The sequence below is a fragment of the Flavilitoribacter nigricans DSM 23189 = NBRC 102662 genome (assembly GCF_002646595.1).
In the GTDB taxonomy this organism is placed as follows: domain Bacteria; phylum Bacteroidota; class Bacteroidia; order Chitinophagales; family Saprospiraceae; genus Flavilitoribacter; species Flavilitoribacter nigricans.
On record NZ_PDUD01000017.1, the window covers coordinates 34,441 to 60,149 of the forward strand.

The 25,709-nt window shown below is 53.3% G+C and carries 17 protein-coding genes; 8 read left to right on the plus strand and 9 right to left on the minus strand.

What is annotated here, in order from left to right; all coding sequences use genetic code 11:
• Position 1: 1 nt before the first annotated feature.
• From CRP01_RS09395 to CRP01_RS09425, 7 genes are all read left to right on the plus strand, one after another.
• The gene (locus CRP01_RS09395) at positions 2–1,426 is read left to right on the plus strand and encodes a SusD/RagB family nutrient-binding outer membrane lipoprotein (RefSeq protein WP_099149774.1); all 1,425 of its coding nucleotides are present in this window, start codon (positions 2–4) and stop codon (positions 1,424–1,426) included.
• Positions 1,427–1,552: 126 nt separating this feature from the next.
• The gene (locus CRP01_RS09400; protein ID WP_099149775.1) at positions 1,553–2,893 is read left to right on the plus strand and encodes an SLC5/6 family protein; all 1,341 of its coding nucleotides are present in this window, start codon (positions 1,553–1,555) and stop codon (positions 2,891–2,893) included.
• On the plus strand, positions 2,890–3,738 hold the full coding sequence (locus CRP01_RS09405) for a metallophosphoesterase family protein (protein WP_099149776.1): 849 nt from the start codon (positions 2,890–2,892) through the stop codon (positions 3,736–3,738). Before CRP01_RS09400 ends, CRP01_RS09405 begins: the two co-directional genes overlap by 4 nt.
• A 336-nt stretch (positions 3,739–4,074) precedes the next feature.
• Positions 4,075–7,269 carry a SusC/RagA family TonB-linked outer membrane protein gene (locus tag CRP01_RS09410; RefSeq protein WP_099149777.1) on the plus strand — a complete coding sequence of 1,065 codons (3,195 nt, stop codon included), beginning with the start codon at positions 4,075–4,077 and terminating at the stop codon, positions 7,267–7,269.
• 181 nt (positions 7,270–7,450) lie between these two features.
• A complete protein-coding gene (locus tag CRP01_RS09415) occupies positions 7,451–9,325 on the plus strand; it encodes a RagB/SusD family nutrient uptake outer membrane protein (RefSeq protein WP_099149778.1) in 1,875 nt (624 codons plus the stop codon).
• 27 nt (positions 9,326–9,352) lie between these two features.
• Positions 9,353–10,522 carry a DUF4959 domain-containing protein gene (locus tag CRP01_RS09420; RefSeq protein WP_099149779.1) on the plus strand — a complete coding sequence of 390 codons (1,170 nt, stop codon included), beginning with the start codon at positions 9,353–9,355 and terminating at the stop codon, positions 10,520–10,522.
• A gap of 23 nt (positions 10,523–10,545) precedes the next feature.
• Entirely contained in the window at positions 10,546–12,138 is a 1,593-nt protein-coding gene (locus CRP01_RS09425) for a DUF4998 domain-containing protein (RefSeq protein ID WP_099149780.1), read from the plus strand.
• 103 nt (positions 12,139–12,241) lie between these two features.
• Here the strand turns inward: CRP01_RS09425 and CRP01_RS09430 are convergent, their stop codons facing one another.
• The 9 genes from CRP01_RS09430 to CRP01_RS09470 all read right to left on the minus strand — a co-directional run bounded on the left by CRP01_RS09430 (position 12,242) and on the right by CRP01_RS09470 (position 24,586).
• The gene (locus CRP01_RS09430) at positions 12,242–12,949 is read right to left on the minus strand and encodes a dioxygenase family protein (protein WP_099150097.1); all 708 of its coding nucleotides are present in this window, start codon (positions 12,947–12,949) and stop codon (positions 12,242–12,244) included.
• A gap of 295 nt (positions 12,950–13,244) precedes the next feature.
• Positions 13,245–13,940, minus strand: coding sequence for a LytR/AlgR family response regulator transcription factor (locus CRP01_RS09435; RefSeq protein WP_099149781.1), 696 nt, complete (start codon positions 13,938–13,940; stop codon positions 13,245–13,247).
• Positions 13,937–14,992, minus strand: coding sequence for a sensor histidine kinase (locus CRP01_RS09440; RefSeq protein WP_099149782.1), 1,056 nt, complete (start codon positions 14,990–14,992; stop codon positions 13,937–13,939). Before CRP01_RS09440 ends, CRP01_RS09435 begins: the two co-directional genes overlap by 4 nt.
• A gap of 121 nt (positions 14,993–15,113) precedes the next feature.
• Positions 15,114–16,145 (minus strand): sugar phosphate isomerase/epimerase family protein, encoded by a 1,032-nt coding sequence (locus tag CRP01_RS09445; RefSeq protein ID WP_099149783.1) that lies wholly within the window; start codon positions 16,143–16,145, stop codon positions 15,114–15,116.
• A 117-nt stretch (positions 16,146–16,262) separates the two neighbouring features.
• Positions 16,263–17,774: an acyl-CoA synthetase gene (locus CRP01_RS09450; RefSeq protein ID WP_170110299.1), complete on the minus strand. Its 1,512-nt coding sequence runs from the start codon at positions 17,772–17,774 to the stop codon at positions 16,263–16,265.
• A 12-nt stretch (positions 17,775–17,786) separates the two neighbouring features.
• Positions 17,787–18,776 (minus strand): 3-oxoacyl-ACP synthase III family protein, encoded by a 990-nt coding sequence (locus tag CRP01_RS09455; RefSeq protein WP_099149784.1) that lies wholly within the window; start codon positions 18,774–18,776, stop codon positions 17,787–17,789.
• Between the two features lie 68 nt (positions 18,777–18,844).
• A complete protein-coding gene (locus tag CRP01_RS09460; RefSeq protein ID WP_099149785.1) occupies positions 18,845–20,365 on the minus strand; it encodes a sodium:solute symporter family transporter in 1,521 nt (506 codons plus the stop codon).
• A gap of 281 nt (positions 20,366–20,646) precedes the next feature.
• Positions 20,647–23,124 (minus strand): TonB-dependent receptor, encoded by a 2,478-nt coding sequence (locus CRP01_RS09465; protein WP_099149786.1) that lies wholly within the window; start codon positions 23,122–23,124, stop codon positions 20,647–20,649.
• Between the two features lie 523 nt (positions 23,125–23,647).
• Positions 23,648–24,586, minus strand: coding sequence for an alpha/beta fold hydrolase (locus CRP01_RS09470; protein ID WP_233752659.1), 939 nt, complete (start codon positions 24,584–24,586; stop codon positions 23,648–23,650).
• 244 nt (positions 24,587–24,830) lie between these two features.
• Between CRP01_RS09470 and fabG the strand changes: the two genes are divergently transcribed.
• On the plus strand, positions 24,831–25,574 hold the full coding sequence (fabG, locus tag CRP01_RS09475; RefSeq protein WP_099149787.1) for a 3-oxoacyl-ACP reductase FabG: 744 nt from the start codon (positions 24,831–24,833) through the stop codon (positions 25,572–25,574).
• The last annotated feature ends 135 nt before the right edge of the window (positions 25,575–25,709 follow it).

The following is a 25,709-nucleotide window of genomic DNA, read 5'->3' on the forward strand; positions in this document are numbered from 1 at the left end:
TATGTCTAAGTTAAAACATATATTCCTGCTTGGCCTGCTGTTTTTGGGCGCCTGTACGAAGCTGGAAGAATTGAATATCAACACCAATGCCCCCGAACGGGTGGCGCCGCAATTCCTGCTTTCCAATGTATTGTACCAGGCGGCCAACAACAATTCCTTCCAGGGCTGGCACGCCGGGAATTTACTGGCCCAGCATACCGCCAATATCGAGTTTCTGGCCGTCGACCGCTACAATCTCGGCAGCAATACGCCGCTCTGGAATTCGACCTACCGCCTGCTCAATGATCTGAATACCATGGTGGAACTGGACCAGTCCAACGAAGCCTACCGGGGGATCGCCATGGTCATGCGGGCCAACCTGGCGGCCCTGCTGACCGATCTTTGGGCGGATGTGCCCTATTTTGATGCCATCCGGGGCATATCCGACGGAAACTTCACTCCGGCATTCGATACTCAGGAAATGATCTACACCGCACCGGACGGTATTCTCGATCTGCTGGAACGAGCCGCCGATCTGCTGAGCCGCACTTCAGATCGGGTGGAGGGAGATATAATGTACGGCGGTGATCTGGACCAGTGGGTCAAATTCGCCAATTCCCTGCGCTTGCGTTATCTCCTGCGGATCAGCAGCCAGACGGAGGTATCGAATGCCATGCAGGCTATAGTTGACGCGGGAGCTTATATCGACAGCAATGCGGATAATGCCTTGATCTCCTACTTGTCCGCCGCGCCGAATCAGTGGTTCATTTTTACCGAACGGGAAGGTCGCTACACGGACGTACGCATGAGCAGCACCATTGAAGCTATTTTCGACCGGCTGGATGATCCCCGCGAAGCCGTTTATTTCAAGCCCACCGCGGCTTCGGTGGCCGCCGGTGATCCGGATTTCCACGGACTGCCCAACGGGCTGAGCCGGGAGAGTCAGAATCAGTACAATTTCAATAATATTTCTCTGCTCGGTCGTATCCTGCGGGATGAGCCAAACGGGGTGGATGCCTTATTCCTGAAAGCCAGTGAAGTCCATTTCGTCCTGGCGGAAGCGGCCGCCCGGGGACTGATCAGCGGATCGGCGAACGAGCACTACGAGGCGGGCATCCGGTCTTCCCTGGAATACTACGGAATTACCGATGCGGATACCTATCTCGCCCAAGCGGCCGTTGCGCTGGACGGAAACGATGATCTGGAAAAGATCCTGACCCAAAAGTGGATCGCCCTGTTCCTGAACGGCTACGAAGCCTGGCTGGATATCCGCCGCACGGGTATTCCCACGGTGGAGATCTCTCCGGATAACCTCAATCAGGGGCTTTACCCCGTGCGCTATACCTACCCGGAAAGCGAACAGGCCGTGAACGGGATCAACTACCAGATCGCCGTAGACCGGATCGGTGGTGATGATTACAACAGCAAGGGCTGGTGGGAGCAGTAACAATCTTCCACCATCATTGGTTTTACCTAAAGGAAGCGATTAAGCTGTGAATGGGACCCGGCCGATGGAAATCATCGCAGTCGGGTTCCATTCGGAGCAGCAACTTAATGATCGAATATTTTGCAAATGGACAATGTGATCTTATGGCAATGGATCCTGGTGATCGGCTCCAGTCTGATCTTTTTTCTGCTGTCGCCACTGGCCCGGTCCACCCGTGATTTCTTTCAGGCCCGGCACCGGGGGAAAAGTCCCAATACACTGGTGCTGACGGGCAGTCTGATCATTTCCTGGATCTTTGCCAAATCCATCACCAATGCCGCTAACCTGGGGCAGAGTTTCGGACTGGTGGGCGGGTTGGCCTATGCGGCCTATTATCTGTCGTTTGCCGTGGCCGGAGTGATCCTGGTGCGGTTGCGACGGGCCGGTTTTGCCAGTATCCACCAGTTTCTGAACACCCGTTACGGCCGGGGTGCGATCATTCTGTTCTCGCTGCTGATCGGCATCCGGCTGTTCAATGAGATCTGGTCCAATACGATGGTGATCGGTACCTATTTCGGAGCGGTGGGATCGGCTTCCTACTATTGGGCCATTGTGGTCTTTACCCTGCTGACGGTGGCTTATTCTTTGAAGGGCGGCCTCAGCAGCAGCATTTTTACGGATGTGATCCAGATGGTCCTGTTCGGCCTTTTACTCATCGCGCTACTGGTGAACCTGAGCGGAAGCGATCAGTTGACGGCACGCACGGTTTGGGAATCCGGGCAGTGGGAAATGGGCCTGGGGCTCAATTTGCTCTTCGCCGCTTTGCTGCAGTCGCTGAGTTATCCCTTTCACGATCCGGTGATGACCGATCGTGCCTTCATCAGTGACGAACGGACCACACTGCGCAGCTTTATGCTGGCCGCCGGCTTCGGGGGGCTGTTCATTCTGCTGTTCAGTTTTATCGGGATCTACGCCCGTCAGGCCGGCATGGAGGGGGACGCAGCGGTGCAGGTGGCCCGCTCCCTCGGCGTGATCATGATGTTGTTGATGAATTATATTATGGTCACCTCGGCCGCTTCTACTCTTGACAGTAGTTTTGCCTCCTTTGCCAAACTGTTTGCCATCGATCTGGGGATCGGTCGTTCCGTCCGAATGGGACGCCTCTTCATGGTCGTACTGGCGGTGCTCGGTACCATCCCCGTTTTCCTTAACCCGGAGATCCTTTCCGCCACCACCGTTAGCGGTACGATGGTGATCGGGCTCACGCCCATTTTTCTCTTTTGGCGCGTCCCGGCTCCGCGGCTTAGTTTTTACCTGAGCGTCCTGGCCGGTCTGGCCGTCGGCATCCTGCTCGTGCTGGGCTGGTATCCGTCGGAGATCATCCTGTCGGAGGGTAAATACGCCGATCTGTTGTGGCTGAACGTGTGGGGTGTGCTGCTCTGCGTGCTTCTCTTCTTTATTCCAAAATGGCTAATGCAAAAATCATGAATACAAAAGATATCGGAAATTTGAACGGGCCGCTCCTAGTCTTCGGTGGTGTGTATAGCAACCTCCAGGCTTTGGAAGCATTGCAGGAACTGGCTGCCGGTATGAATATCCCGGCGGAACGCATCATCTGCACCGGCGATGTGGTCGGCTACTGCGCCCAGCCGGAGGCCGTAGTCCAAAAAGTCAGGGATTGGGGCATCCATTGTATTGCCGGTAATGTGGAATTGCAACTGGCGTCCGGTGCGGATCATTGCGGCTGTGATTTTCGCACCGGTTCCCGCTGTGACAGCTTTTCGCAAGACTGGTATCCCTACGCCAAGACTCACCTCTCCCCCGCTTCCATCGACTGGATGCAGCAACTGCCGGATCAGCTGCAGTTTACTTTCGCGGGGAAAAAGGTGCGGGTACTGCACGGCAGTTACCGGGAAGTAGCCGGCTATGTTTTTGCCTCTACGCCCTGGAACGAAAAAATGGAGATCTTCGAAGAATGCAAATCCGAAGTGGTACTGGCCGGCCACTGCGGACTCCCCTTTGCCGATACGGCCAACGGCTATTACTGGCTGAATGCCGGTGTGATCGGCATGCCCGCCAATGACGGGACGCCGCGGGTGTGGTGTATGCTGCTGGAGGAATTTTCGACATCGATTGCGTATCGCTTCCTCCCAGTGGAATATAATTTTTTGCTCGCCCAACAATTCATGCGCAATGCCGGACTGCCGGAAGCCTATGCGCTGACGTTATCTACCGGGTTGTGGGATAATTGTGAGATCCTGCCGGAGACGGAGACGCGGGCGCAGGGTAAAATGCTGGAATTGGACCGTCTGGAAACCAGCCGCTATCTGTAAGACCAAATGCCATAATCGATCCCCGGCAATCTTTACCATATAAAATATGGTTTTTGATTCCCGGGGAAAAATTTATATCAACTTTTTATACACCTTATATAATTTTTATATATTTGCCGCATAATCCTCTCAATTTGCGATAGAAAATAACCGAAACAGCTTCTAACAATCTTTCAGCTCAACTGCAGAACCAGATTAGATACCTATTCTTCAAATTTGCGATTTAACTACAGCTAAACGACTATTGTGATGTCCGCCTGGTAAGCTTTCAGGTAGGGTGATCGCTATGCTTAGCCTTATCCTTTCAAGTAGTAATTCAACCTAAAGTATCCATCTATGCACTTAACACCATTTGTGCGTATAGCCCTTGTATTCGGGTTATTCGCCTGGCCCTTCTGTGTCCCTGCTTTTGCAGCGCCACCGGATAGCGAGCCTGTTTCCAACTTAAGCAAACTATTTAGAGAGATTACCGGAACGGTCACGGATGATAGTGGAGAGCCGCTCCCTGGAGTTACCGTTCAGATCGAAGATCCCGACGGCAACAATAAGGGCGGGGTGATCACGGATCTCAATGGTCGTTTTATCTGCGATGCAGAATCCGGAGACCGATTGATCCTTTCCTACGTAGGTATGGAAAACCAGGTGATTGAAGTCGGTAATGAATCCGAACTCAACATCACCATGCTCGAACAAGCCGAGCTACTGGAAAGTGTAACCGTTGTCGCCTACGGAAAACAGAAAAAGGAAAGCGTGATCGCGTCGGTGACCACGGTCCGACCTTCCGAGTTGAGGGTACCGTCCAGTAACCTGACCACCGCACTGGCCGGTCGGATGTCCGGGATCATTTCCTACCAGCGAAGTGGGGAACCGGGGCAGGACAACGCCCAGTTCTTCATCCGCGGGGTGACCACTTTCGGCTACAAGCGGGATCCGCTGATCCTGATCGACGGGATCGAACTTTCCACGCAGGATCTTTCGCGCCTGCATCCCGACGATATCGCCAGCTTCTCCATTATGAAAGACGCCACGGCTACCGCCCTTTACGGTGCCCGGGGTGCCAACGGGGTGATCCTGGTCACGACCAAAGAAGGTAAGGAAGGTAAGGCCCAGATCAATGTCCGGGTGGAAAACGCCATCTCCGAACCAACGCAGCAGATCGAACTGGCCGACCCGATCACCTACATGCAATTGCACAACGAAGCCGTTCGTACGCGGGACCGGCTGGGCTTCCTCCCCTACTCCCCGCAAAAGATCGAAAATACCATTAACGGTATGGATCCGAACGCTTTCCCGCAGACGGACTGGAAAACGGCTCTGTTCCGCGACCGCACGATCAACCAACACGTTAACCTCAATATTTCGGGCGGGGGTAAGGTAGCCCGCTACTACCTGGCTGCCGGATATTCCCGGGATAACGGTAACCTGAACGTAGATAAACGCAGTGATTTCAACTCGAACATCAACCTGGGTAAATCCCTGGTGCGTTCCAATGTAAACATCAACCTGTCGCCTACCACCGAGGCGGTAGTCCGCGTGCACGGGACCTTCGACGATTACCGGGGCCCGATCCACGGTGGTGCGGCCATGTACCAGGCCATTCTTCGCTCCAATCCGGTCTTATTTCCGGCCTATTACGATCCGGATCCGGCCCACGAGCGCACCCGCCATATCCTGTTTGGTAATGCCGGTGCCGCCAACTACATCAACCCCTACGCTGAGCTGGTTCGGGGCTACAAGGAATACAGTACTTCCCTGATGCTGGCCCAGTTCGAACTGAAACAACAACTGGATTTCGTTACGCCCGGCCTGTTCTTCCGCGTGCTGGGTAACACCACCCGGAACGCTTATTTCGATGTAGTACGCTCTTACCGACCGTTCTTCTACAGCGTTTCCGCTTTTGACGACCGCTCCGGTGCCTACCAGCTGGAAGTACTGAATCCGGAACAGGGCGAACGCTCTCTGGATTTCGAATCCGGCAACAAGACTGTAGCTTCTACTTTCTACGGCGAAGCGGCCATGGAATACAACAATACCTTCGGCGAACGCCACGGTGTCAGCGGACTGTTAGTAGGTATCATCCGGCAGTATCTGCAGGGTAATGAAAACACGCTGCAGGCCTCACTGCCCCAGCGTAACCTGGGTATTTCCGGACGATTCACTTACGCCTATGATTCCCGCTACTTTGCCGAATTCAACTTTGGTTACAACGGTTCCGAACGCTTCTCCGCCGACGAACGTTTCGGTTTCTTCCCCTCGGCGGGTCTGGGCTGGTACATCTCCAACGAACCCTTCTGGGGAAATCTGGCCAAGACGATCAACAAGCTGAAATTGAAATTCACCTACGGTCTGGTGGGTAACGATGCCATCGGTTCCGCCAATGATCGCTTCTTTTACCTGTCCAACGTCAACCTCAACAACGGCGGTACGGCCTACCGTTGGGGTGCCAATGGCGATTACATCGTGAACGGGGTGGGCATTTCCCGCTACGCGAACGATCAGATCACCTGGGAAACGGCGCGAAAAACCAACTTCGGTATCGAGCTGGGGCTGTGGAACAACATCGAGATCCAGGCCGATTATTTCACCGAATACCGCTCCAACATCCTGATGGATCGCGTATCCTTCGCCACCTTTGGCCTGCAATCAGCGACCAAGGCCAACGTCGGGGAAGCTTCCAGCCGGGGCGTCGATATTTCCATCGATTACGAGTATACGCTGGGCACCGACCTGTGGCTCATCGGCCGGGGTAACTTTACCTACGCCCGCGGGGTATTTGAAAAACGCGAAGAACCGGATTACAGCGAAACGCCCTGGTTAAGTGGTGTAGGTCAGCCGATCACCCAATGGTGGGGCTATATTGCCGAACGCCTGTTCGTAGACGATAATGAGGTGGCCAACTCTCCTACCCAGGAGATCGGTGGTATTGTACAGGGTGGTGATATTAAGTACCGGGATATCAACGGTGACGATAAGATCAACCAGTTGGACCGGGTCCCTATCGGTTATCCCACCACCCCGGAGATCATCTACGGTTTCGGTCTTTCCGGAGGGTACAAAGCCTTTGACATTTCGCTGTTCTTCCAGGGATCGGCCCGATCTTCCTTCTGGATCGATACCCGGGCAACGGCGCCTTTCATCAATTACCACTTTGATAATGACCCCTTCGGTAACTACCTGACCAACAACGCGATGCTGCAGGTATACGCCAACAGTCACTGGTCCGAAGCCAACCGCAACATCTACGCGATCTGGCCACGTTTGTCTACCAACGAAGTGCCCAACAACACGACTACCAGCACCTGGTTTATGCAAAATGGCGCCTTCCTGCGCCTGAAGTCGGCGGAGATCGGCTTTACGCTGCCGGCCGGCACCCTCTCCAGATGGGGGGTACGCAACGCGCGGGTATACATGAGCGGTACGAACCTGATGCAGTGGAGTGTTTTCAAACTGTGGGATCCGGAGATGGGCGGCAACGGCCTGGGTTACCCCGTACAGCGGGTAATGAATTTCGGCGCACAGATCTCTTTCTAATTTAGAACATGTTTAAATTTCATCCTTTGGGCTGCAAATGTCCACCTAAGGAACCTCACTTCCCCATTTTTTCACCCCATAGCGCTGCTATGAGATTCAAAAATGGCTTCGTGAGAACCTTTATCTGAACATTTTCGCCATCAAAAACGAATTTTAAACAAGTTCTTAAAATGACCATTCAATGTCAAACTATAAACCAGGCCAGCTTTTAGTGCTGGTGCTCTTCTTTTTCTGTGGCTGCGGTTATCTGGATGTAGTGCCGGATGATGTAGCAACCATTGACGACGCCTTTGCCGACCGGCAGTCCGCCGAAGGCTTCCTGGCGACCTGCTATTCCTACCAGCCGAACCACGGTGATCCCTGGGTAAATCCTGGCCTGCTCGCCGGTGATGAAGTCTGGTTCAACGAAGAACGCGAGAACGTGGAAGGTCAGCTGATCGCCCGCGGTTTTCAGAACAGCAATAATCCCTACCTGAGTTTTTGGGATGGTTCGGGACGTGGTAAAAATATGTTTGTCGGTATCCGGGACTGCAACATCTTTCTGGAAAAAATTGATCAGGTATACGACATCACCGATCAGGAACGGACCCGCTGGAAAGCCGAGGTGAAATTCCTGAAAGCCTATTACCACTTCTGGCTATTCAAATCCTACGGACCGATCCCTATCATCCGGGAGAATCTGCCGATCTACGTGAATACGGAAGATGTAAAAGTCTACCGCGATCCGGTGGACGATGTGGTTAATTACATCGTAGAACTGATCGATGAGGCAGTGGTCGACCTGCCGTTGCGGGTCATGTCTGAAGCCATTGAGCTCGGCCGGATCACCCAACCGATCGCACTGGCCATTAAGGCCCGGGTGCTGTCTACCGCTGCCAGTCCGCTGTTTAACGGCAATACGGATTTCGCCAGTATTGTAGATAACCGGGGCGTACCGCTTTTCAATCCGACCTACGATGCCAATAAATGGCAACTGGCGGCCGACGCGGCCAAAGAAGCCATCGAGGTAGCCGAAATGGCCGGCCACCGCCTGGTGGACGATTACGAATCCAAAACGGAATTTCCCGAAGCGGAGATCAACGAACTTATCGCCCGCTCGGTCGCTACCGAACGGGAAAACCCCGAAGTGATCTGGGGCGCCACCCATTTCGTTTTTTCGGAAAACTACCAGCGGATGCTCATGCCCCTGCTGATCCCCGTAACCGCATCCAATCCCGTGAGCCAGTTCTACGCGGCCACCATGCGGATGGCGGAATTGTTCTACTCCAATAACGGAGTGCCGATCGATGAGGATGTGAACTACGACTACGACAACCGCTTCCAGCTACGTACGGCCACAGCGGCGGATAGTTCTTTCATTCAGTCCGGCGAAAAAACGGCCAGGCTGCACTTTGACCGGGAAGCCCGCTTCTACGCCAATATCGCCTTTGACCGGGGAGCTTACATTCTGGATCCCAACTACTACTACGTCAAGGTTAGGGCCGGCGAACTGGCCACCAAACGGAACCAGGCGGAATTTTCCGCGACCGGCTATTTTGTAAAAAAGCTGATTAGTCCGAAAAACGCCATCAGCCAGACGACGATCAAAACCAACTACAATTTCCCTTTCCCCATTATTCGCTTGGGTGATCTCTACCTGCTGTACGCTGAGGCGCTCAATGAGACCCAGGATGCACCGTCCGACGAAGTTTTCGACTACGTAGACCGGATCCGCGACCGGGCCGGCCTCGACGGGGTGATGGAAAGTTGGACCAACTACTCCAAAACACCGGACAAACCCACTACCAAAGCGGGAATGCGGGATATCATCCGACACGAGCGATTGATCGAACTGGCTTTTGAAGGCCAGCGCTTCTGGGATCTTCGTCGCTGGAAACTGGCAGCCGATTATATGAATCGCCCCATTCGCGGGTGGAATATTTCCGGTCCGGGTCTGGCTTTTTACAACGTGACCACCTTGTTCGTGCCATCCTTTTCCTTCAAGGATTACCTCTGGCCGATCAGTACGAACGAGATCATCGCCAATCCCAATCTGGTACAGAACCCGGGTTGGTAAATCCTTCACACCTGAACAGTTTAGAATATGAAAAACCTAAAATATATAAATCCACTTTTTGGCGTATGCCTGCTGGTCTTCCTGCTGGGGGGCTGCAAGGAAGATGTAAAGGGACCGCTTTTTGACGATTCGATGCCTCCCGGACCGGTTTCCAACGTGATCATTGAGAATGGTCCCGGTAGTGCCGTACTCCGTTTTACCCCGCCGTCCGACAACGATCTCTTGTACGTCAAAGCGGAATACAGCCTGTCCAACGGACTTTTCCAGGAAGTACGTACTTCCAAATTTGCCGATACCCTGCTCGTGGAAGGATTCGGAGATACCGAAGAACACGAAGTGAAGATCTACGCGGTAGACGGCGGAGAGAATATCTCCGAACCGGTAACGGTAAAGATCAACCCGACCACACCGGATGTATTTCTGGTAGAGGAGTCCATCGAAATGATCCCCGAATTCGGGGGGGTGCTCTTTCGCTGGAAAAACAGCAACAACGCGCCACTTTCCTTCATCGTCTACGCGGAAGATGAGGACGGTGAATTCAGTCCCGTAGAAACCGTTTACTCGGGCGTCACTACCGGGTCGTATACCCTCCGGGGTTTTGATCCGGAAGAACGGGAATTCGGGATCGTCGTCCGGGATCGCTGGGATAATTTCTCGGAGGTCAAGAAAGCTACGCTGACTCCCTTGTTTGAGCAGGAGCTGGATAAAGACAAATTCAATAAGATCATCCTTGAAGGAGATAGCGATATGGATGCGTGGGAAGGGCTCTACGAGTACGCCTACGACAACAACCCGAATACTTTCAACCACACCTGGGCCGGTAGCGGCTGGCCGCAGCAGTGGTCGCTGGACCTGGGCGTAACGGCCCGACTGAGCCGGGTAAACGTCCTGCAGCGCCAAACCTTCTTCTACCGGCACGGCAATCCGCGCCTGATGGAGATCTGGGGAACGAACGAAGATCCGGAATCTCCCGACTTCAGCGGTTGGACCAAATTGTGCGACTGTGTAGCTACCCGCCCGACCCTGGACGGCGGTACGGCCGACGAAGATCAGTTGCATTTCGAAACCGGCGATGAATACGGGTTCTCCCTGGATGATCCTCCCGTTCGTTACGTCCGCTTTGTGGTCAACGAAACCTGGGGAAATACCGGCTTCATTCACTTCGCGGAGGTGACCTTCTACGGCCAGGTACAATAGTTTACGTTTAAAATTGAAGAACAATGTATAATTTCAATATAAAACCATTCCTGTTGATCGCCCTGCTGGGCCTCATCTGGGGATGCGAAAAAATGGAAGATGTCCACGCTGAATTCCTGGAGGACGGTGAGATCGTATACGCACCGAAGCCCTTCGACCCCAAATCCTACGCCGGCCGCAACCGGTTGATGCTGGAGTACGTACTCTACAACGCACCGACCGTACGCAAGCTGGTCGTGGAATGGGCCGAAGGCGCTTCCTCGCAGAGCCTGGACATCATGCCGCAACTCCCGGTGGATACCCTCTCCATCCTGCTGGATAACCTGGAGGAAAAATCCTACATCTTCGACATCTACACCATTGATGAAGAAGGCAACCGTTCGATCAAGGAACAGGTAACGGGCTCGGCCTACGCCGATCGCTACCAGGCTTCGCTCAACTCCCGCGTACTCAGTGGCATGAACGGCGGCGGGACGATCGACTCCCTCGTCATCGACTGGGGGCTGCCGTCCGAAGGTCTGACCGGCGTGCAACTGAGCTATCCCGACGGAGATGATAACATCATCACCAAATGGGTTCCCGCCGGAGACGACCAAACCGTGATCCGGGGCTGGAAACCCTTCAGTACGCTGACCTATACATCCCACTACATTCCGGAACCGGGCGCCATTGACACCTTCACGGTAGACGCCCAGGAAGTATTGCCGGACCTGATCATCTTTGAAGGGCAGATGCTCGATAAAACGGACTGGGAGATCGTTGACTTTTCCACGGAAGAACCCGCAGAAGGCGCGCCCAACGGATTGGCCAGCGCCGCCATCGACGGTGACCTCAATACCTTCTGGCATTCGCAGTGGAACGGAGGCAATCCGCCCTATCCGCACTATATCACCATAGATATGAAAAAAGTGGCGGTACTGAACCAGATCACGACCTATCGGCGTCAGGGGGACGGCCGGGGACAGACTTCTTTCCAGATCCTGACCAGTCTGGACGGTGAGAACTTCGAAGATCAGGGTACTTTTGATTACGATAATCAGATCAACAGTCAGACCTATCCGCTGAACCTGCCGGCTGCCCGCTACATCAAATACATTGCGCTAAGCGGGCCGAATTTCTTTGCCTTCCTCGCCGAACTGGATCTGGAAGGTCAGTATCTGCCGGATACGCAGCTCGACCGGACGGCCTGGTCCATTTCCGATTTTTCCAGTGAGGAGAACGCCGAAGCCCAGTGGAGTTCCTACGGTTATCAGGGGAAAGCCGAAGCGGCTATCGACGGCATCCTGGAAACCTTCTGGCATTCCCAGTGGGATGCGGCTCAACCCGAATTCCCGCACTCCTTCACCATTGACCTGGGGGGTGTGCACAAACTGGGTTCCGTCGAGTGCTTCCGACGACAGGGGAATAATAAAGGGCAAACCAAATTCCGGATCCTCACCAGTGTTGACAACACCGAATGGGTCGACCAGGGAGAGTTTGATTTCGATCCCAACATCGACACCGGGCAATCCTACATTTTCAAATTTGTACCCGAAGCCCGATACGTACAATACATCGCCACCGAAGGCCCTAAATTCTACGCCTTCCTGGCGGAGTTAATCCTCTACGGCGAATAACATAAGCTACGATCAATCAGAAACTTTAAACAAGCAGGAGATCAGCAAACCAAGTCGCTGATCTCCTTTTTTTACGAAAAAACTCAGGAATATATACGAATAATCAACCGTTGACAACGATCGTGTGGGTCAGGGTATATCCATCGGAGGTATTGCCGCTGATCTGCCCCATATTACCGTCCAGGCTATCGGCAAATACATTATCACTGGCGTTGGAAGTATCGTAAATGCCGTTGTAATCCTCGGTAGCGTAAACGGTCTGCGAAACGTCCTCGGGAAATGCGATCTGGGTAACCAGTAAGGAACTCAGATTGGCGTCCAGTACCTCCACGTGAATATGCGGTGCCCGGCCGCGGTACCAACCCGGATAAATACTGATAAAAGAGACCTGCCCGTTGGCATCGGTCATTTGCCGGCCGCGCAGGAAATGCTGGTTGGTGTAATTGGTGGACTGCATCCCAGTGCCGCCGTATTCGGAATAATTCCCGTCACTATCACAGTGCCAGATATCGACGTAGACGCCGGCCATAGTGGCGCAGTCATCATTTTGATCCTGGACGGTAAGGGTGACCAGTAGGGCGATCCCGTCCCGGTCGGCGATGATGTTGGCCCGCACCAGATCGGCCGGGGTTTTAATCGGGAAGGGCCCCTTGGTTTCGCTGGGTGACAGGTCACAACTGCCGTCGCCCGTACCGGTGTCCGTATTCGGCACCGCACCTTCTTCTTTCGTACAGGAACTAACTACGGTGGGGAGCGCTACGATCGTGCCGATACCCGCCAGTCCCCTTCTCAAAAATTCTTTCCGCTGCATCTTCATTTGATTTTTGTGGTTTGAATATGGGGGCAAGTTATAGCGGAAACCCGGGCCATGCCGGGCTTTGTGGTGAATACGGGAAATGTTGTGGTGAAATTTGAAAAGAAGCTCTTTTGGAGGTTAGACTTTGGGAAATTGGCAGATTGTATAGCCGAAGAATTGGCTAAAACTGCAGCAGTTATTAGTGGATAGGAGGCTGTATTCAACGAAGATTATCGGATAACAAGGAGTTGATCCCCAGCAGGCGGAGCGCACATTAGTACTTTAAAACCTAAGCACATTCGCACCTTATTCAAGCATTACCGAACAATTCAAAAAAGTGGCTTTCGTACTTTCCCCCGAGTGGGATCTCGCGACCGTGGATCTGAATGACTTTATTGCGCACAAATTCCACCTTCTCCAGCGAAACGATGTAGGAACGGTGGACCCGCGGGAATTGATCTTCCGGCAGCATCCCGGCCATTTCCTTAAGCGTCATCCGAACGACCAGCATATCCTGATCCTGCAGGTGGATCTTCAGGTAATTATCCAGCCCTTCGATCAAAAGGATATCGTGGGGCCAGACCTTGACCAGTCCGTAATTGGCCTTCAGCAGCAGGGGCGGCAACGGATCCACTACCGGCAGGCGCGCCTGGTACAGCTCCTTTGCTTTACCTAATGCCTGCTGAAAACGCTGGAAAGTAAACGGCTTCAGCAAGTAATCCACGGCATTCAGGCTGTAACTCTCCACGGCATATTCGGTGTAGGAAGTGGTAAAAATGACGATCACTTCCGCGGGGATGATCCTGGAAAATTCGATCCCCGACATCGCCGGCATCTGGATATCCAGGAACACCAGGTCTATCGGGTTTTCTTCCAGAAACCGGCGGGCGGCACCGACTTTGGTAAAAGTTTGCTGCAAATCCAGCTCCTCCAGCCGACCGGCAAAAGCGTCGATCACTTCCAGAGCGGGCATTTCGTCATCCAGGGCAATTGCAGTTAGTTTCATTTTTCCGTGCTGATGAAAAGATCTACGGTGTAATCAGTTGGCGTATCCGTCACTTTCAGTTCGTGCGCCTGGGGATACAACAAGGATAACCTTTTCCGCGCATTTTCCACGCCTATTCCGGAATTGGCCTCCGGGGAAACTACGGTTACTTTCTTGTTAAAGACATGTAATTTAACGCCATTTAGTAAAATATCGATGCGGATACGGATCAGCGATTCTTCGTCCGGGCTGACCCCGTGCTTAAAAGCATTCTCTACAAAACTAAACAGGATGAGCGGGACGATCTCCATACCGACCGGCGATCCGGCCACTTCAAAATAAACGATCACACTATCGCGCAGGCGGGATTGTTGCAGATCCACGTAATTACGGAGATAGGCCAGTTCTTTTTCCAAAGCGATCCGGTTCCCCTGTGCGTCGCGGATCACATACCGCAGGAACTCGGCCAGCTGGACGACCGTATCCGCCGTTTTTTCGTCCTGCCGGATCGCCAGTGCGTAAATACTATTGAGGGTATTGAACAGGAAATGCGGCTGGATCTGGGCTTTCAGATGCGCCAGTTCGGTCTCCAGTCGTTGTTTTTCGGTCATCTGGAGCCGCATCTGTGTGTAGTAAGCAATTGAGATCAATACGCTGAGAATGAACAGCAGCACAAAATGGCTGATTTCCATCGCAAAGTCGGGTTTCGGGGGCACCGCTCCGGGAGCAACTCCCGGCACACCCGCCGGCGGTGTCAGATCCGAAAGCATCGGCTGGGAAGGCAGCAGGTCAATTATTTCCGGCAACCAGATAATGGCGGCAAAACTCAATAATACGAAGGCCGTAAATAAAATGTATCTCCGGTTGAGGTACAGCTGCGGGACCAGCCACAAATGATTGAAATAGGAAAACCCGATCAGAAGGATCCAGGAGATCAGGTTTTTCATATCCCGGGGATTGGTCCATAGCTCATCAAACTGCACGGCCTTTTTAAAGGAGAGCAGATAAGGCAGGGTCAGAAAAAGTATCCAGCCCAGCACATGCAGTCCGTATTTCCACCATTTGTCTTTCAAAGTTTCGGCTTTTATGGCCCAAAGGTAAAACCGATCCCGGAGCTTTGAAGAATTTTGTGGCCAATGTGCGTTTTGTGGGGGTAAACCGGTAGCCTGGCTGGGATTCCGGATCTATCCAGGACTATTCCCGCAGGGGCCACAGTTCCGGTTGGGTCTTAAACCGCCGCTTCAGGGCGGTTATTCCGTCTACAAAAGCCTTGCAGTTCAGGTAGGGATCGCCGCCGATTCCCCAGCCCTGGGTAGAAATGGGCCCGGAGTAACCGAATTCATAGATCTTGGCCAGCATCCAGGCCATATCGATCTCCCCTAAGTCAAACCGTACCGCCGGAAAATTATCGCCGTTGAAACGCCCGTTGGTGAGGACCACGTAGTTTAATTTTTCCATCATCGGCAGGTCCAGCGCTTCGTCCAGTTCGACGGAATTGCGGTTAGCGTACCAGTGGTGGGAGCAAAAAGCCGGCCCTATCGTGGTGGCATTGGCCCCTTCCAGGATCTTTGCCTGCGATTGCGGCGTATCACAGATCCAGTGGGTGTGCGGATACAGGGAACCCCGGATCTGGTGCCGGGCGCAGGCCCGGTCAAAGGCGCCGATGATCTTGTAGGCCCGCTCCCAGTGGCGATCCTCCGCTTTGGCCGAGCCGCTTTCGTGAATGTTTGGCCCCCGGAGTTCCCCATTGCCGCTGAGTGAAAGGGTTATATATTCGATCGGCGTGGCGGCACAGGCCTCCACCAGTTCTTCGATCTGTTCGATGTCCCGGTCGATATCCGGGAAATTGCTGTCCACCACGGCGCGGGTAGTCCAGTGCATTCCCCACACCCGGAAATTGGCGGCGGGCATCAGGTCCATCGCTTCTTTCCACTGATCGGAACCGGGAGCAACCGTCACCAGTTCGTATCCGTCGAAACCGGCGTTGCGGGCCGCTGCGAATTTGGCTTTCCAGGAATAGCCGCGTCGGTTGCCCACGTGGAAATTGTCAAACAGGACCAGGGGGTTGTCGATCACTTTGTAGGGTGGTATTGCCGCCTTGGAATCAGGGGTGCGGTCCGGAGCCACCGGACGGGCTGTGGCGTCCAGGCCAATGCCCAGCGCGGCTAACAGTCCGGAGGTTTTTTTCAGGAAAGATCTTCGGTTATTACTCGAATGCTCAGTCATATCGGAGGTGTTTACAGGAGTCAAGGTCTTGCAAACAAATATAACAAGTAATGACTAAACCCCTTACCGGTCCTTCCTGCCATTAGAGAATCCGGGAACAGGTCAATCAGGGTATGATCAATTCCAATTTTTCAACGCCTGCCGGTCGATCTTTCCCGTATCGTTTTTGGGCAGGCTATCAACCAATACCAACAGCTTCGGCACTTTGAATTTGGCCAGATTACTTTGGCAATGCTTCAGCAACTGCCCTTCGGAAAATTCTGCTTCGATCCGCCGAACGATGTAGGCTTTGCCGGATTCGCCCCACTGCTCGTCCGGCACCCCCACTACAGCCGCTTCGGCCACGGCCGGATGGGACAACAGTACCCTTTCCACCTCCGCGGGGTAGACATTCTCGCCCCCGGAGATGTACATATTTTTAATGCGGTCCACCACGTACAGATAGCCCTCCTCGTCCTGGCTGACTCGATCGCCGGTACAAAACCAGCCGTCTTTCATCGCTTTGTCGGTGGCTTCGGGATTCTGCCAGTATCCCGGCGTGACCATAGGTCCACGCAGTAATAACTCGCCGGAAATACCGGGCGAAACGGCTTCGCCCGCATCGTCGGCTACCCGGATATCCACGTAAAAGTTAGGACGCCCGATGGAGCCCTTTTTTCGGATGGCATCATCCTGGTGGAGCGAGCTTAGGTTGGGTCCCACTTCCGTCATCCCGTAGCCCTGCCGAATGGGAACGCCCTTTTGGTGCCAGCGCTCGATCAGTGGAATAGGCATTGATTCCCCACCTACGATGATATAGTGCAGATTGGAAAAGTCGGCTGTCTCGAACTCCGGCAGGTCCGCCATCATTTTCAGCATCGTGGGCACGCCCATGAAGATGGTGGTCCGCTCCCGTTCCAGCAGTTGCAGTACTGTAGCCGGATCAAATTTGCGGATCAGGCAGGTATACCCGCCGTGGTGCAGAAAAGGCGTGGTCAGTACATTCCAACCGCCCGTGTGAAAGGGCGGCATGCAGTTGACGGTACGGCTTTCCGAATTGATGATGAGCGACATGGCGGTATTGATGCTGTTCCAAAACAACATCTTGTGCGTATACAGCGCTCCCTTGGGGAAACCGGTCGTACCCGAAGTATAGAGGATAAAAATGGGATCGTCTTCGTCCAGAACAACCGGAGAGAAATGCTGGTTCTGATCCGTCAGGGAAGAGGGATCACAGTAGGCCGCCAGTTCCTCCATCGTCCAGTGGTGGGCGATGCGCTGGTAAGCCGGAGCGGCCTCCAGGGTCGGCAGAAATTTGTTTTCACCCATTACCAGACAGGGAGTTGCATTTTTCAGCAGATAGTCAATCTCCGCCCCGGTGAGCCGGTAATTCAGCGGCACCAGGATACAACCCGTTTTCTGCGCCACCGCGAACAATACCAGGTATTCCAGGCAGTTCTCCGCGAGAATGGCAATCCGGTCTCCTTTCCCGATCCCGTAGGTACGGTGCAGGTATCCCGCCAGTCGGTTGCCCAGGCCGTTCAGTTGCCGGTACGTAAGGCAGCGGCCGGTATCGTGATCTTTAAAAGCGATCTTATCCGGGCTGTATCGGCCCCATTTGGCCGCCCAGTCTGTTTGTCGGATCTCCATAGGGTCGAAAAATTACAACACAAATGCCGTACTGGCAAACGCCAGACCTCCACCCGAACCGATAAAATAGACCAGATCGCCTTCCCGGATCAGTTCTTTCTCCCAGGCGTCGTTAAAAGCCATGGGGATACAGGCCGATCCGGTGTAGCCGTACTGATGCATCACCGTATGCCCCTTGTCGCGGGCTACGCCCAGCCGGTCCAGGGTTTCCCAGATCGCATTGATGTTGATCTGAGTGATAAAAAAGCGATTTACCTCTGTGGGTTTCACGGAGATGCGGCAGCTGAGATTTTGGGCCATCTGGGTCCAGGTTTCCGGATTGAGCTCTTTAGGAAACTTCCGTACGAATTTCAACTGGTGATCGTGGTGTTCGAGTACGGCCTGATCCACGGGCTGCCGGGCCGCGCCACCGTAGATGCCCATCCAGTCGTGGTATTCACCCTTGGTGATCAGTTCGCTGGCCAGGAAGCCGCGTCCTTCCGTCTGGGTGGCCTGTAGTAATACCGCGCCGGCTCCGTCCGCAAAGAGCGTCACCGTTTTTTTATCTTCCTTATTCAGATATTTGCTCATGGCGTAAGCACCGATCACCAACACATTCTGGTAGCGCTCATCGGCCCGGATGTACTTGGAACCGATATCCAGAGCCGTCACGAATCCGGCGCAGGCCGTATTGATATCAAAAGTACCGGCTTTGGTGGCCCCCAGGCGGTGCTGAACGACCGATGCGGTAGAAGGCGATACATATTCCGGCGTGTCGGTAGAAATGATGATCAGGTCCAAGGCTTCCGCTTCGACACCGGCCCTTTCCAGGGTTTGCCGGGCGGCCTTCTCGGCCAGATCCGCGGTGCTTTCGTCCGGCGCACACCAGCGGCGCTCGTAAATGTGCACATTCTCCCGCAACCAGGTATCTACATCCTCCCCCAGTACTTCATTAAAGTAACTATTCGGAATAACCCGCTCCGGCGCGTAAGCCCCACAGGCTACAATCGTTGCATTTTGCATTAAAGTTCTTTTATTTTTTGATTAGTTATCACCTATCTCTATCCGATCCATACTGCGACATGGCTTGGCTATCCTCCGCCGTTTACCGGCTGCCCCGAAACGCCGGGAGTAGTACTAAATGCCTGGATCAGTAAGGTGGGGATCACGCTGAACATCAGCCCGAAAGCGGCGGTCAGTCCGGGATTGCCAAACGCCAGACGACTGTCCGGAAACAGATCCTGCCGCCAGAAGTACAGACCGAAATGGACCACCAGGGCCACCACCGACATACTCCAGACCAAACGGATATTTGTTTTTTGAAAAAGCACACCCGCCAGCAGGGGCGGCACGGCGGCCAGTACCAGTCCGTAGACCCCGACCTGGCCGAAAATGCCCAGCAGTTTCGGCGGATTCAGGGTGACCAGAAAGACCAGCACGGCAATGACGATCAATACGATATGACTGGCCCGAAAAGCGATCTCCATTTTCCGGCTTTCGGATAATTTCCCGGCTCCCGTCTTGTCGATCAGGTTCAGTACCAGGTCGTTGGCCGTTATGGTCGAGATCCCTACCAACAGGCCGTCCAGTGTAGACATCGCCGCGGCGAGTAAGACCACACTGATGATGGTGAACAGCCAGTCGGGAAATGCATGCTGCAAATAGGCCGTCATCACCAGATCCTGCCGGAAAGCACCCGTTGCCGGATCCACCAACTGCTCCGGCGGAACCGAAGTGTGCGCCCAGAAACCCGCCAGCAACAGCAGTGTGAATAGAAAGAAGACCACACTGAACACCAGGATGTATCGCCGTACATCCCGGTCGGTTTTCACATACAGCGCCTTAGTCAGGATATGGGGCTGGCACACCAGCGCAGCGCCGATACAGAAACCGGCGACGTAGGTGGAAAATACATCATTGAACAGCTTGCTGTCCGGATTTATCCAGGACAACAAATTCGCATTCTGCGCCGTCAGTTGCGTCCAGAAATCACCGGATTCCCACATCAGCGAAAGCCCCGAGGCCAACACGATGAGGGTTACGAAGATCATCAGGAATCCCTGGAACATATTGGTAAAAACGTGGGCGTAGGTTCCCCCGAAAAGCACGTAGGAGGTCACGAAGATCAGGGTGATGAGCAGTGCCGTCACATTGCTTACGCCCAGTAGTTTCTGCATAACGATCGAGATCCCACCAACCAGCAGCACGATAAAAGCAAAACTGAGCAGATTGATCAGGGCAAAGTAGAGGGAAAATCGTTTCGACCCGTAACGCTTGCCAATCCAGTCCGGGATCGTCAGGGCCTTCATCTCCTCCCCCATTTTCCGAAACCGGAAGGACAACAGGATCAGCATACTCACAAACCCCAGATACACGCTTAGGCCCAGATGCATAAAGGCAGCCAGTCCGTCCACATACACAAAACCCGGGTTGATAATGAAGGTGGCCGCCGAGGCCGTAGCCGCCGCCAGGGTCACCCCGACCTGCACCGGCGAGAGATCGCCCTTACCGATAGCAAAACTTCCAAAATCGTCGGTCTTCTTGTGCCCCAGCCACCCCAGCCAGGCTGTACCGGCCAGGTAAACGGAAAAGAGCGTCCAGGCGAGTATCATACTTTCTTAGCTTTTTGCGATGGTATCGGTGGATGGCACATTTCCGGATCCTTTAGGAATAGATCAGAATGCTCCAGCCCCCGGCGATATCAAAGTGGAAAAATATAACAATAAAGAGCTACCAATCCCACCTCATCCATCCAACCTTCCAACATTTCCACGTTCCAACATTTCCACATTTCCACCTTCAAACATTTCCACATTCGCACATTGCAACCGGGGAATCGTCAACAAATCGATCGCAACCATTCCCCGGCCACCCACATCATCTCACTAATGGTTTACTTCTTACCGATAGCCGGCAGATTCACCTTCAATTCCACCGTATACAAACCGCGCGTTGGGGCGGAGGCGGTAAATTCGCGCAGTTCCTGATTGAACAGGTTCGTCGCAGCGGCGGAAAGGGTAAAGATCTCGTTGAAGCGATATCCCAGACTCAGATCTACCGTCAGGAAACCGCCGAGCGGACCGTAGTTATAGGAATCACCGCTGCGGGCGTTCTCTACGATCGGTACGCCGCGGTAGGTCAGTCCCGGGTGCGTTCGGGAAGCGATCTGGAAACTGGAGAAATAGTCGTACGAATCAACCCAGCGACCAAAAACGCTGCCGAACCACTGGCTGCCACTGTAATTCAGTCCCGCGCCGGCCTTATGAGTCGGTGCATTCACCAGAATATCGAGGAAGTTAACGGTGCCATTTTTGTCAAAATCGTTTTCGGGATTATCCTCATCTACCGAGTAGTCGAAGAATGAATAATTGAAATTAGCACTGAACTCGGAAGAGAAGTAGTAGGTACCGCCCAGGTCAAAACCGTAGGTATTCACTTCACCGAAGTTCACGTAAGTGGCGACCAGGCCGTTGTAAAAAGCGTAGCCCGACTGCACCTGGTCGATGGGCGTATCGCCCCGGTGGGTTGCTACTCCGACCACGGTGACCGGGCTCAGGAAATCCTTCGAAATATTGTAGTAAGCGTTGGCATCCAGGAAGAATTTATTCGGTACCAGTTGTCCGCGGTAGCCGAGTTCGATGGTCTGGATCTTTTCCACTTTTTGTTTTTCCACTTTGGAGCCGTCGGTCAGGGTGAAACCTTCCGCATTCCCCAGAATGAGACCGGCAAACAGATCGCCGAACATATTGAGAATGGTAGGAGCTGCAATCCCTTTGCCGTAGGTCAGGCGCCAGGTACCGCGATCACCCACCTTCAGGATACCGAACTTGGGTACGAAGTTGAAATCGTAAATTTCGTGATTATCCGCCCGGGCTGCCGCCAGCAACCGCCAGCCACTGCCGAAGTTGTAGGTCAGGTGCGCGTAAGCGCCCAGCTGGCTGATATCGATAGACTGCCCGTTGTCCAGCAGGTAAGAACCGAGACTGTTCGCCTTATCCAACTGATACTGCACCCCGCCGATGAGATCGAGAGAGCCGAAGGAATTGTTGTACTGGGCCTCCGCGTTCAGGCGCCGGGAATCATCCTGGAACAAAGCTCCGTTTCCGTAAGAGGCGCTGCCTCTGGCCTGGGCGTCGGGCAGACCGGCATCCAGCATGGCGTAGTAATTCTTTGTCCGCTGATCGATGGCGTAGGTACTGTCGGTTTTACTGATGGTGTAGTAAGCCTGGGCAAACCAGTGCTTTCCGGACAGCCGCAGTTGGTAGTAATTGATCATCCAGTCTTTGATCTGGTTACGACCGACATTGGTCGGAGACAGATAGTTACTGTTGCTGTAACCGGTATTGAAGATCACATCCAGGTCTTTGCTGGGTGAATAGTACAATCCGAGACCGGCGCGGAGAAAATCCACTCCGGGATCCAGTTCCAGTTCTTCGTAACCTTCTTTGGTTCCGTCCGGTACGCGATTGCCAAGCGTATCTACCGCTCCCACCCGATCGATGTATACTGAATCCGCAAACTCGAATTCGGTGGCCTTGGTGTATTCACCCATTACCTTGAAAGCAAATTTGTCGCTCAGTACCTGCGCGTGGCGGATCCGGGCGGAATAGTAGGCATTACCGTCTCCGTTGACCCCCGGGTTAAGTGCAATGGTGGTACCCGCCGAAGTACGCGGATCTTTGGTGATGGTGTTCATCAGACCGTTGTGGGCGTTGGGGCCATACAGGGTAGCGTTCGGGCCCAGGATCACCTCCACCCGTTCGATATCTTCCTTGATCACCGTCGCCAGCGGGCCAAAGGGCAGGCCCGTTGCCACCAGGGTGGAAAAACGCCCGTCGGTAACCTGCAGGTTTTTGGAATTAAAGTTGGAATTGAAGCCACGGATGTTGAAGGCGGGCGTGGCGATACCGGCCCGGAAATAATCGATCCCTTTCTGGCGGGCCAGCAGTTCACCGGGGTTTCCGGCGTATTCTTCGATCTCGCGGGCAAATATCGTCTCGATAGTGGCGGGGCTTTCGGTGAGCTTTTCCGGCTTTTTGGAACTGGAAACTACGACGACGTCCAGGTCGTTGCCCGGAGTGAGGTTGAAATTGAGGGTTACGGTAGCGCCGTCTTCCACCCGCACGGTATTTTCGGACGGACTGTATCCGGTGTAACTGGCAATGAAGGTATAGGTACCGGCGCCGATCATCATCTCGTAAGCCCCGTCCATATCACTTACAGCTCCGTTGGCGGTACCCTTAACCATGACGTTGGCACCCAAAAGTGCCTGACCGTCGGTATCGGTAATTTTACCGGTAACTTTTGCGGATTGACCCAGTGCCGTCAGGCTGCCTACAGCAAGGATCAGAAGGGTAAATATACTTTTCATAGGTTAGGCAATTTATTGCTCGTTAAAAATTATCTCAATGATTTTACACCACTCACCTAATTCTGTACTGCAAAATCAATAGGTTTAGAAAAATAATTTGGTATAACGAAGGTAATTGCTAGAACAGGAAAATGTGGGGATGAAAATAAAATTGAAGGAGTTGACTTTTGGGGCGGCCAGTTGAAAAATCAATCACAACCAACTGAAATACAGCTACTTGAAAAGAAAAATATAAATGGGTGGACTTTTATCGCAAAAATGGGGTCATCGGTTCGCAAATCTTGCTGAATTACGACCATCAGGGGTAGTTTCCCACTTATGAACCATCATCCAATATGCGTAGCAAAAGCAGCGCCGGCCGGCAAAAATAATACCCGCATTACAATTATTTTCATCCATAAATCCCCCGGCGTATCACTTCCTGCAAAGAGATACCGCAATTGAAACCCAAAGATGAATTTGATTAGTGAGCCGGTCCGTGTCTGGAACAAGGATACTCCATCAACGAGCCGGATGTGCAGACTTATTTCAGAAATTTCCGCAAAGCTTTATTAACCGCTTTCGCCTGTTCCCACTGGACAAAATGTCCCGCTTCGGGTAGCAGCAGCAAAGTACTGTTCGGCATAGCGTCGTGTCCGGAGCGGGCCACGGTTTCCGTATTCAGTCCGGCGTGAAGAAAAGGGTTGGGAATCAACCGGTCTTCCTGCCCGTAAATGATCAGCGTGGGCAGATCGATCCCGGAAAGTCGGTCGAAGACGGGTTCGTTAAGCATCCCCTTTACACACCGGGGAACCATCTCGCAGTAGCGATCGTATTCCACGGTTTCGCGCATGTACATCCGGTCATCGATCATAAAGCGGGCATTATCGGGCATTTCGAAGAAATTGATCTCGAAGTTTTTGACGATCTGCTCGGCAGGAGTAGCCTTGATCAAAGCAGCGTTGTACACATTTTTCATCCACGCGCTTTCCTCAGCGGTAAAAGTCTCGAATCCGGCCGGAGCCAGCAGTACCAGCCGGTCGATGCCTTCCGGATCTTGCAGTACGGTATGCAGGGCGATCTGCCCGCCCATGGAGTGACCGACGAGTACTACATTCTCCAATCCAAGTGCATCGATGAACTGCCGCACGGTATGCGCAAAGAAACTCATGTCATAAGCGTAAGCCCCTTTGGAAGATTTACCGTAACCGGGCAGATCCAGAGCAATGCAACGGTAGCGTTTTTTGAGCTTTGCAATATTCTGATCCCAGGCCCGCAGATAACTGCCCAGTCCATGGATGAATAATAAGGTGCGGTCGCCTTTTCCTTCGTCGACATAAGCGACCTCAATACTATCGGAAAGCACGGCGTAATGCACATCGTAAGGATATTGCCAGTCTTGCATGGATGGTTTCTTTTCTGGTTGGGCGAACAGGCTCGTAAAGCCGGTCAGAATGATCAGGAAGATAAAGGAGGTTTTCATAACCATAATTTTGTTGCGCACAAAATTATCCGGAATGCCACATTACTTTAGGCATTTACTATTTATATTTGACCGGTGGGTCAACCCGCACTCATCATTACAACAACCAACTGAAAATCAAATAGATAAATCTTTCAACGAAATCATTTAAAACCCCAGTCAAGGTAATAAAATACCGGCATCGGCTTCGGAAGAGCGCGCCATACCCTAATTTCACCCTCCACTAACCAACTAAAAATATAGCATGAAAAGACTATCCGGCAAAGTAGCGATCATCACCGGCGGAGCCCGGGGAATTGGCAAGACCACCGCGCAAAAATTCCTGGCGGAAGGAGCGGCCGTAGCCATCTGGGACATCGATGAAACGGCCGGACAGGCCGCAACGACCGAACTGAAGCACCAGGGAGGAGAGCTTCGTTTTTATAAAGTCAACACCTCCGATCTCAGTGCCGCCACGGAAGCGGCCGCCCAGGTAGTCAGCGATTTTGGGAAGATCGATATCCTGGTGAATAATGCCGGGATCACGCGGGACGCCTCAATGAAAAAGATGTCCGAACAGCAGTGGCAACAGGTCATCGACGTCAACCTGACGGGGGTTTTCAATTGCACCAAGGCTGTTTCGCCCTACATGGCGGAGCAACAGTCCGGCCGGATCCTTAATGCTGCTTCCGTAGTGGCTCACAATGGTAATTTTGGCCAGACCAATTACGTAGCCACCAAAGCCGGAGTGATCGGTATGACCAAGGTGTGGGCCCGGGAATTTGGCCGGAAAGGCATAACCGTCAATGCCGTGGCTCCCGGTTTTATCCAGACCGAAATGGTTGAAACGATTCCTGCGGAATTCCTGACCCAACTAAAAGATAAAACCCCACTCGGTCGTATGGGCAACACCGACGATATCGCCAATGCCTACCTCTTTCTGGCATCGGACGAAGCTTCTTTCATCACCGGTACGGTACTGAATGTAGACGGAGGGCTGGTGCTCTGATCGTGATAAACCGTATTTCCGAACCGTCAACGGCCAGCTCAGAAGCGGTAGCCGCCGAAGCCGCAAAGTTTCCCGTAAATTTGTTGAGGACCCGGCGTGTATTCTGGCTTAGGTGCAGGTACCCTATACTTCCGG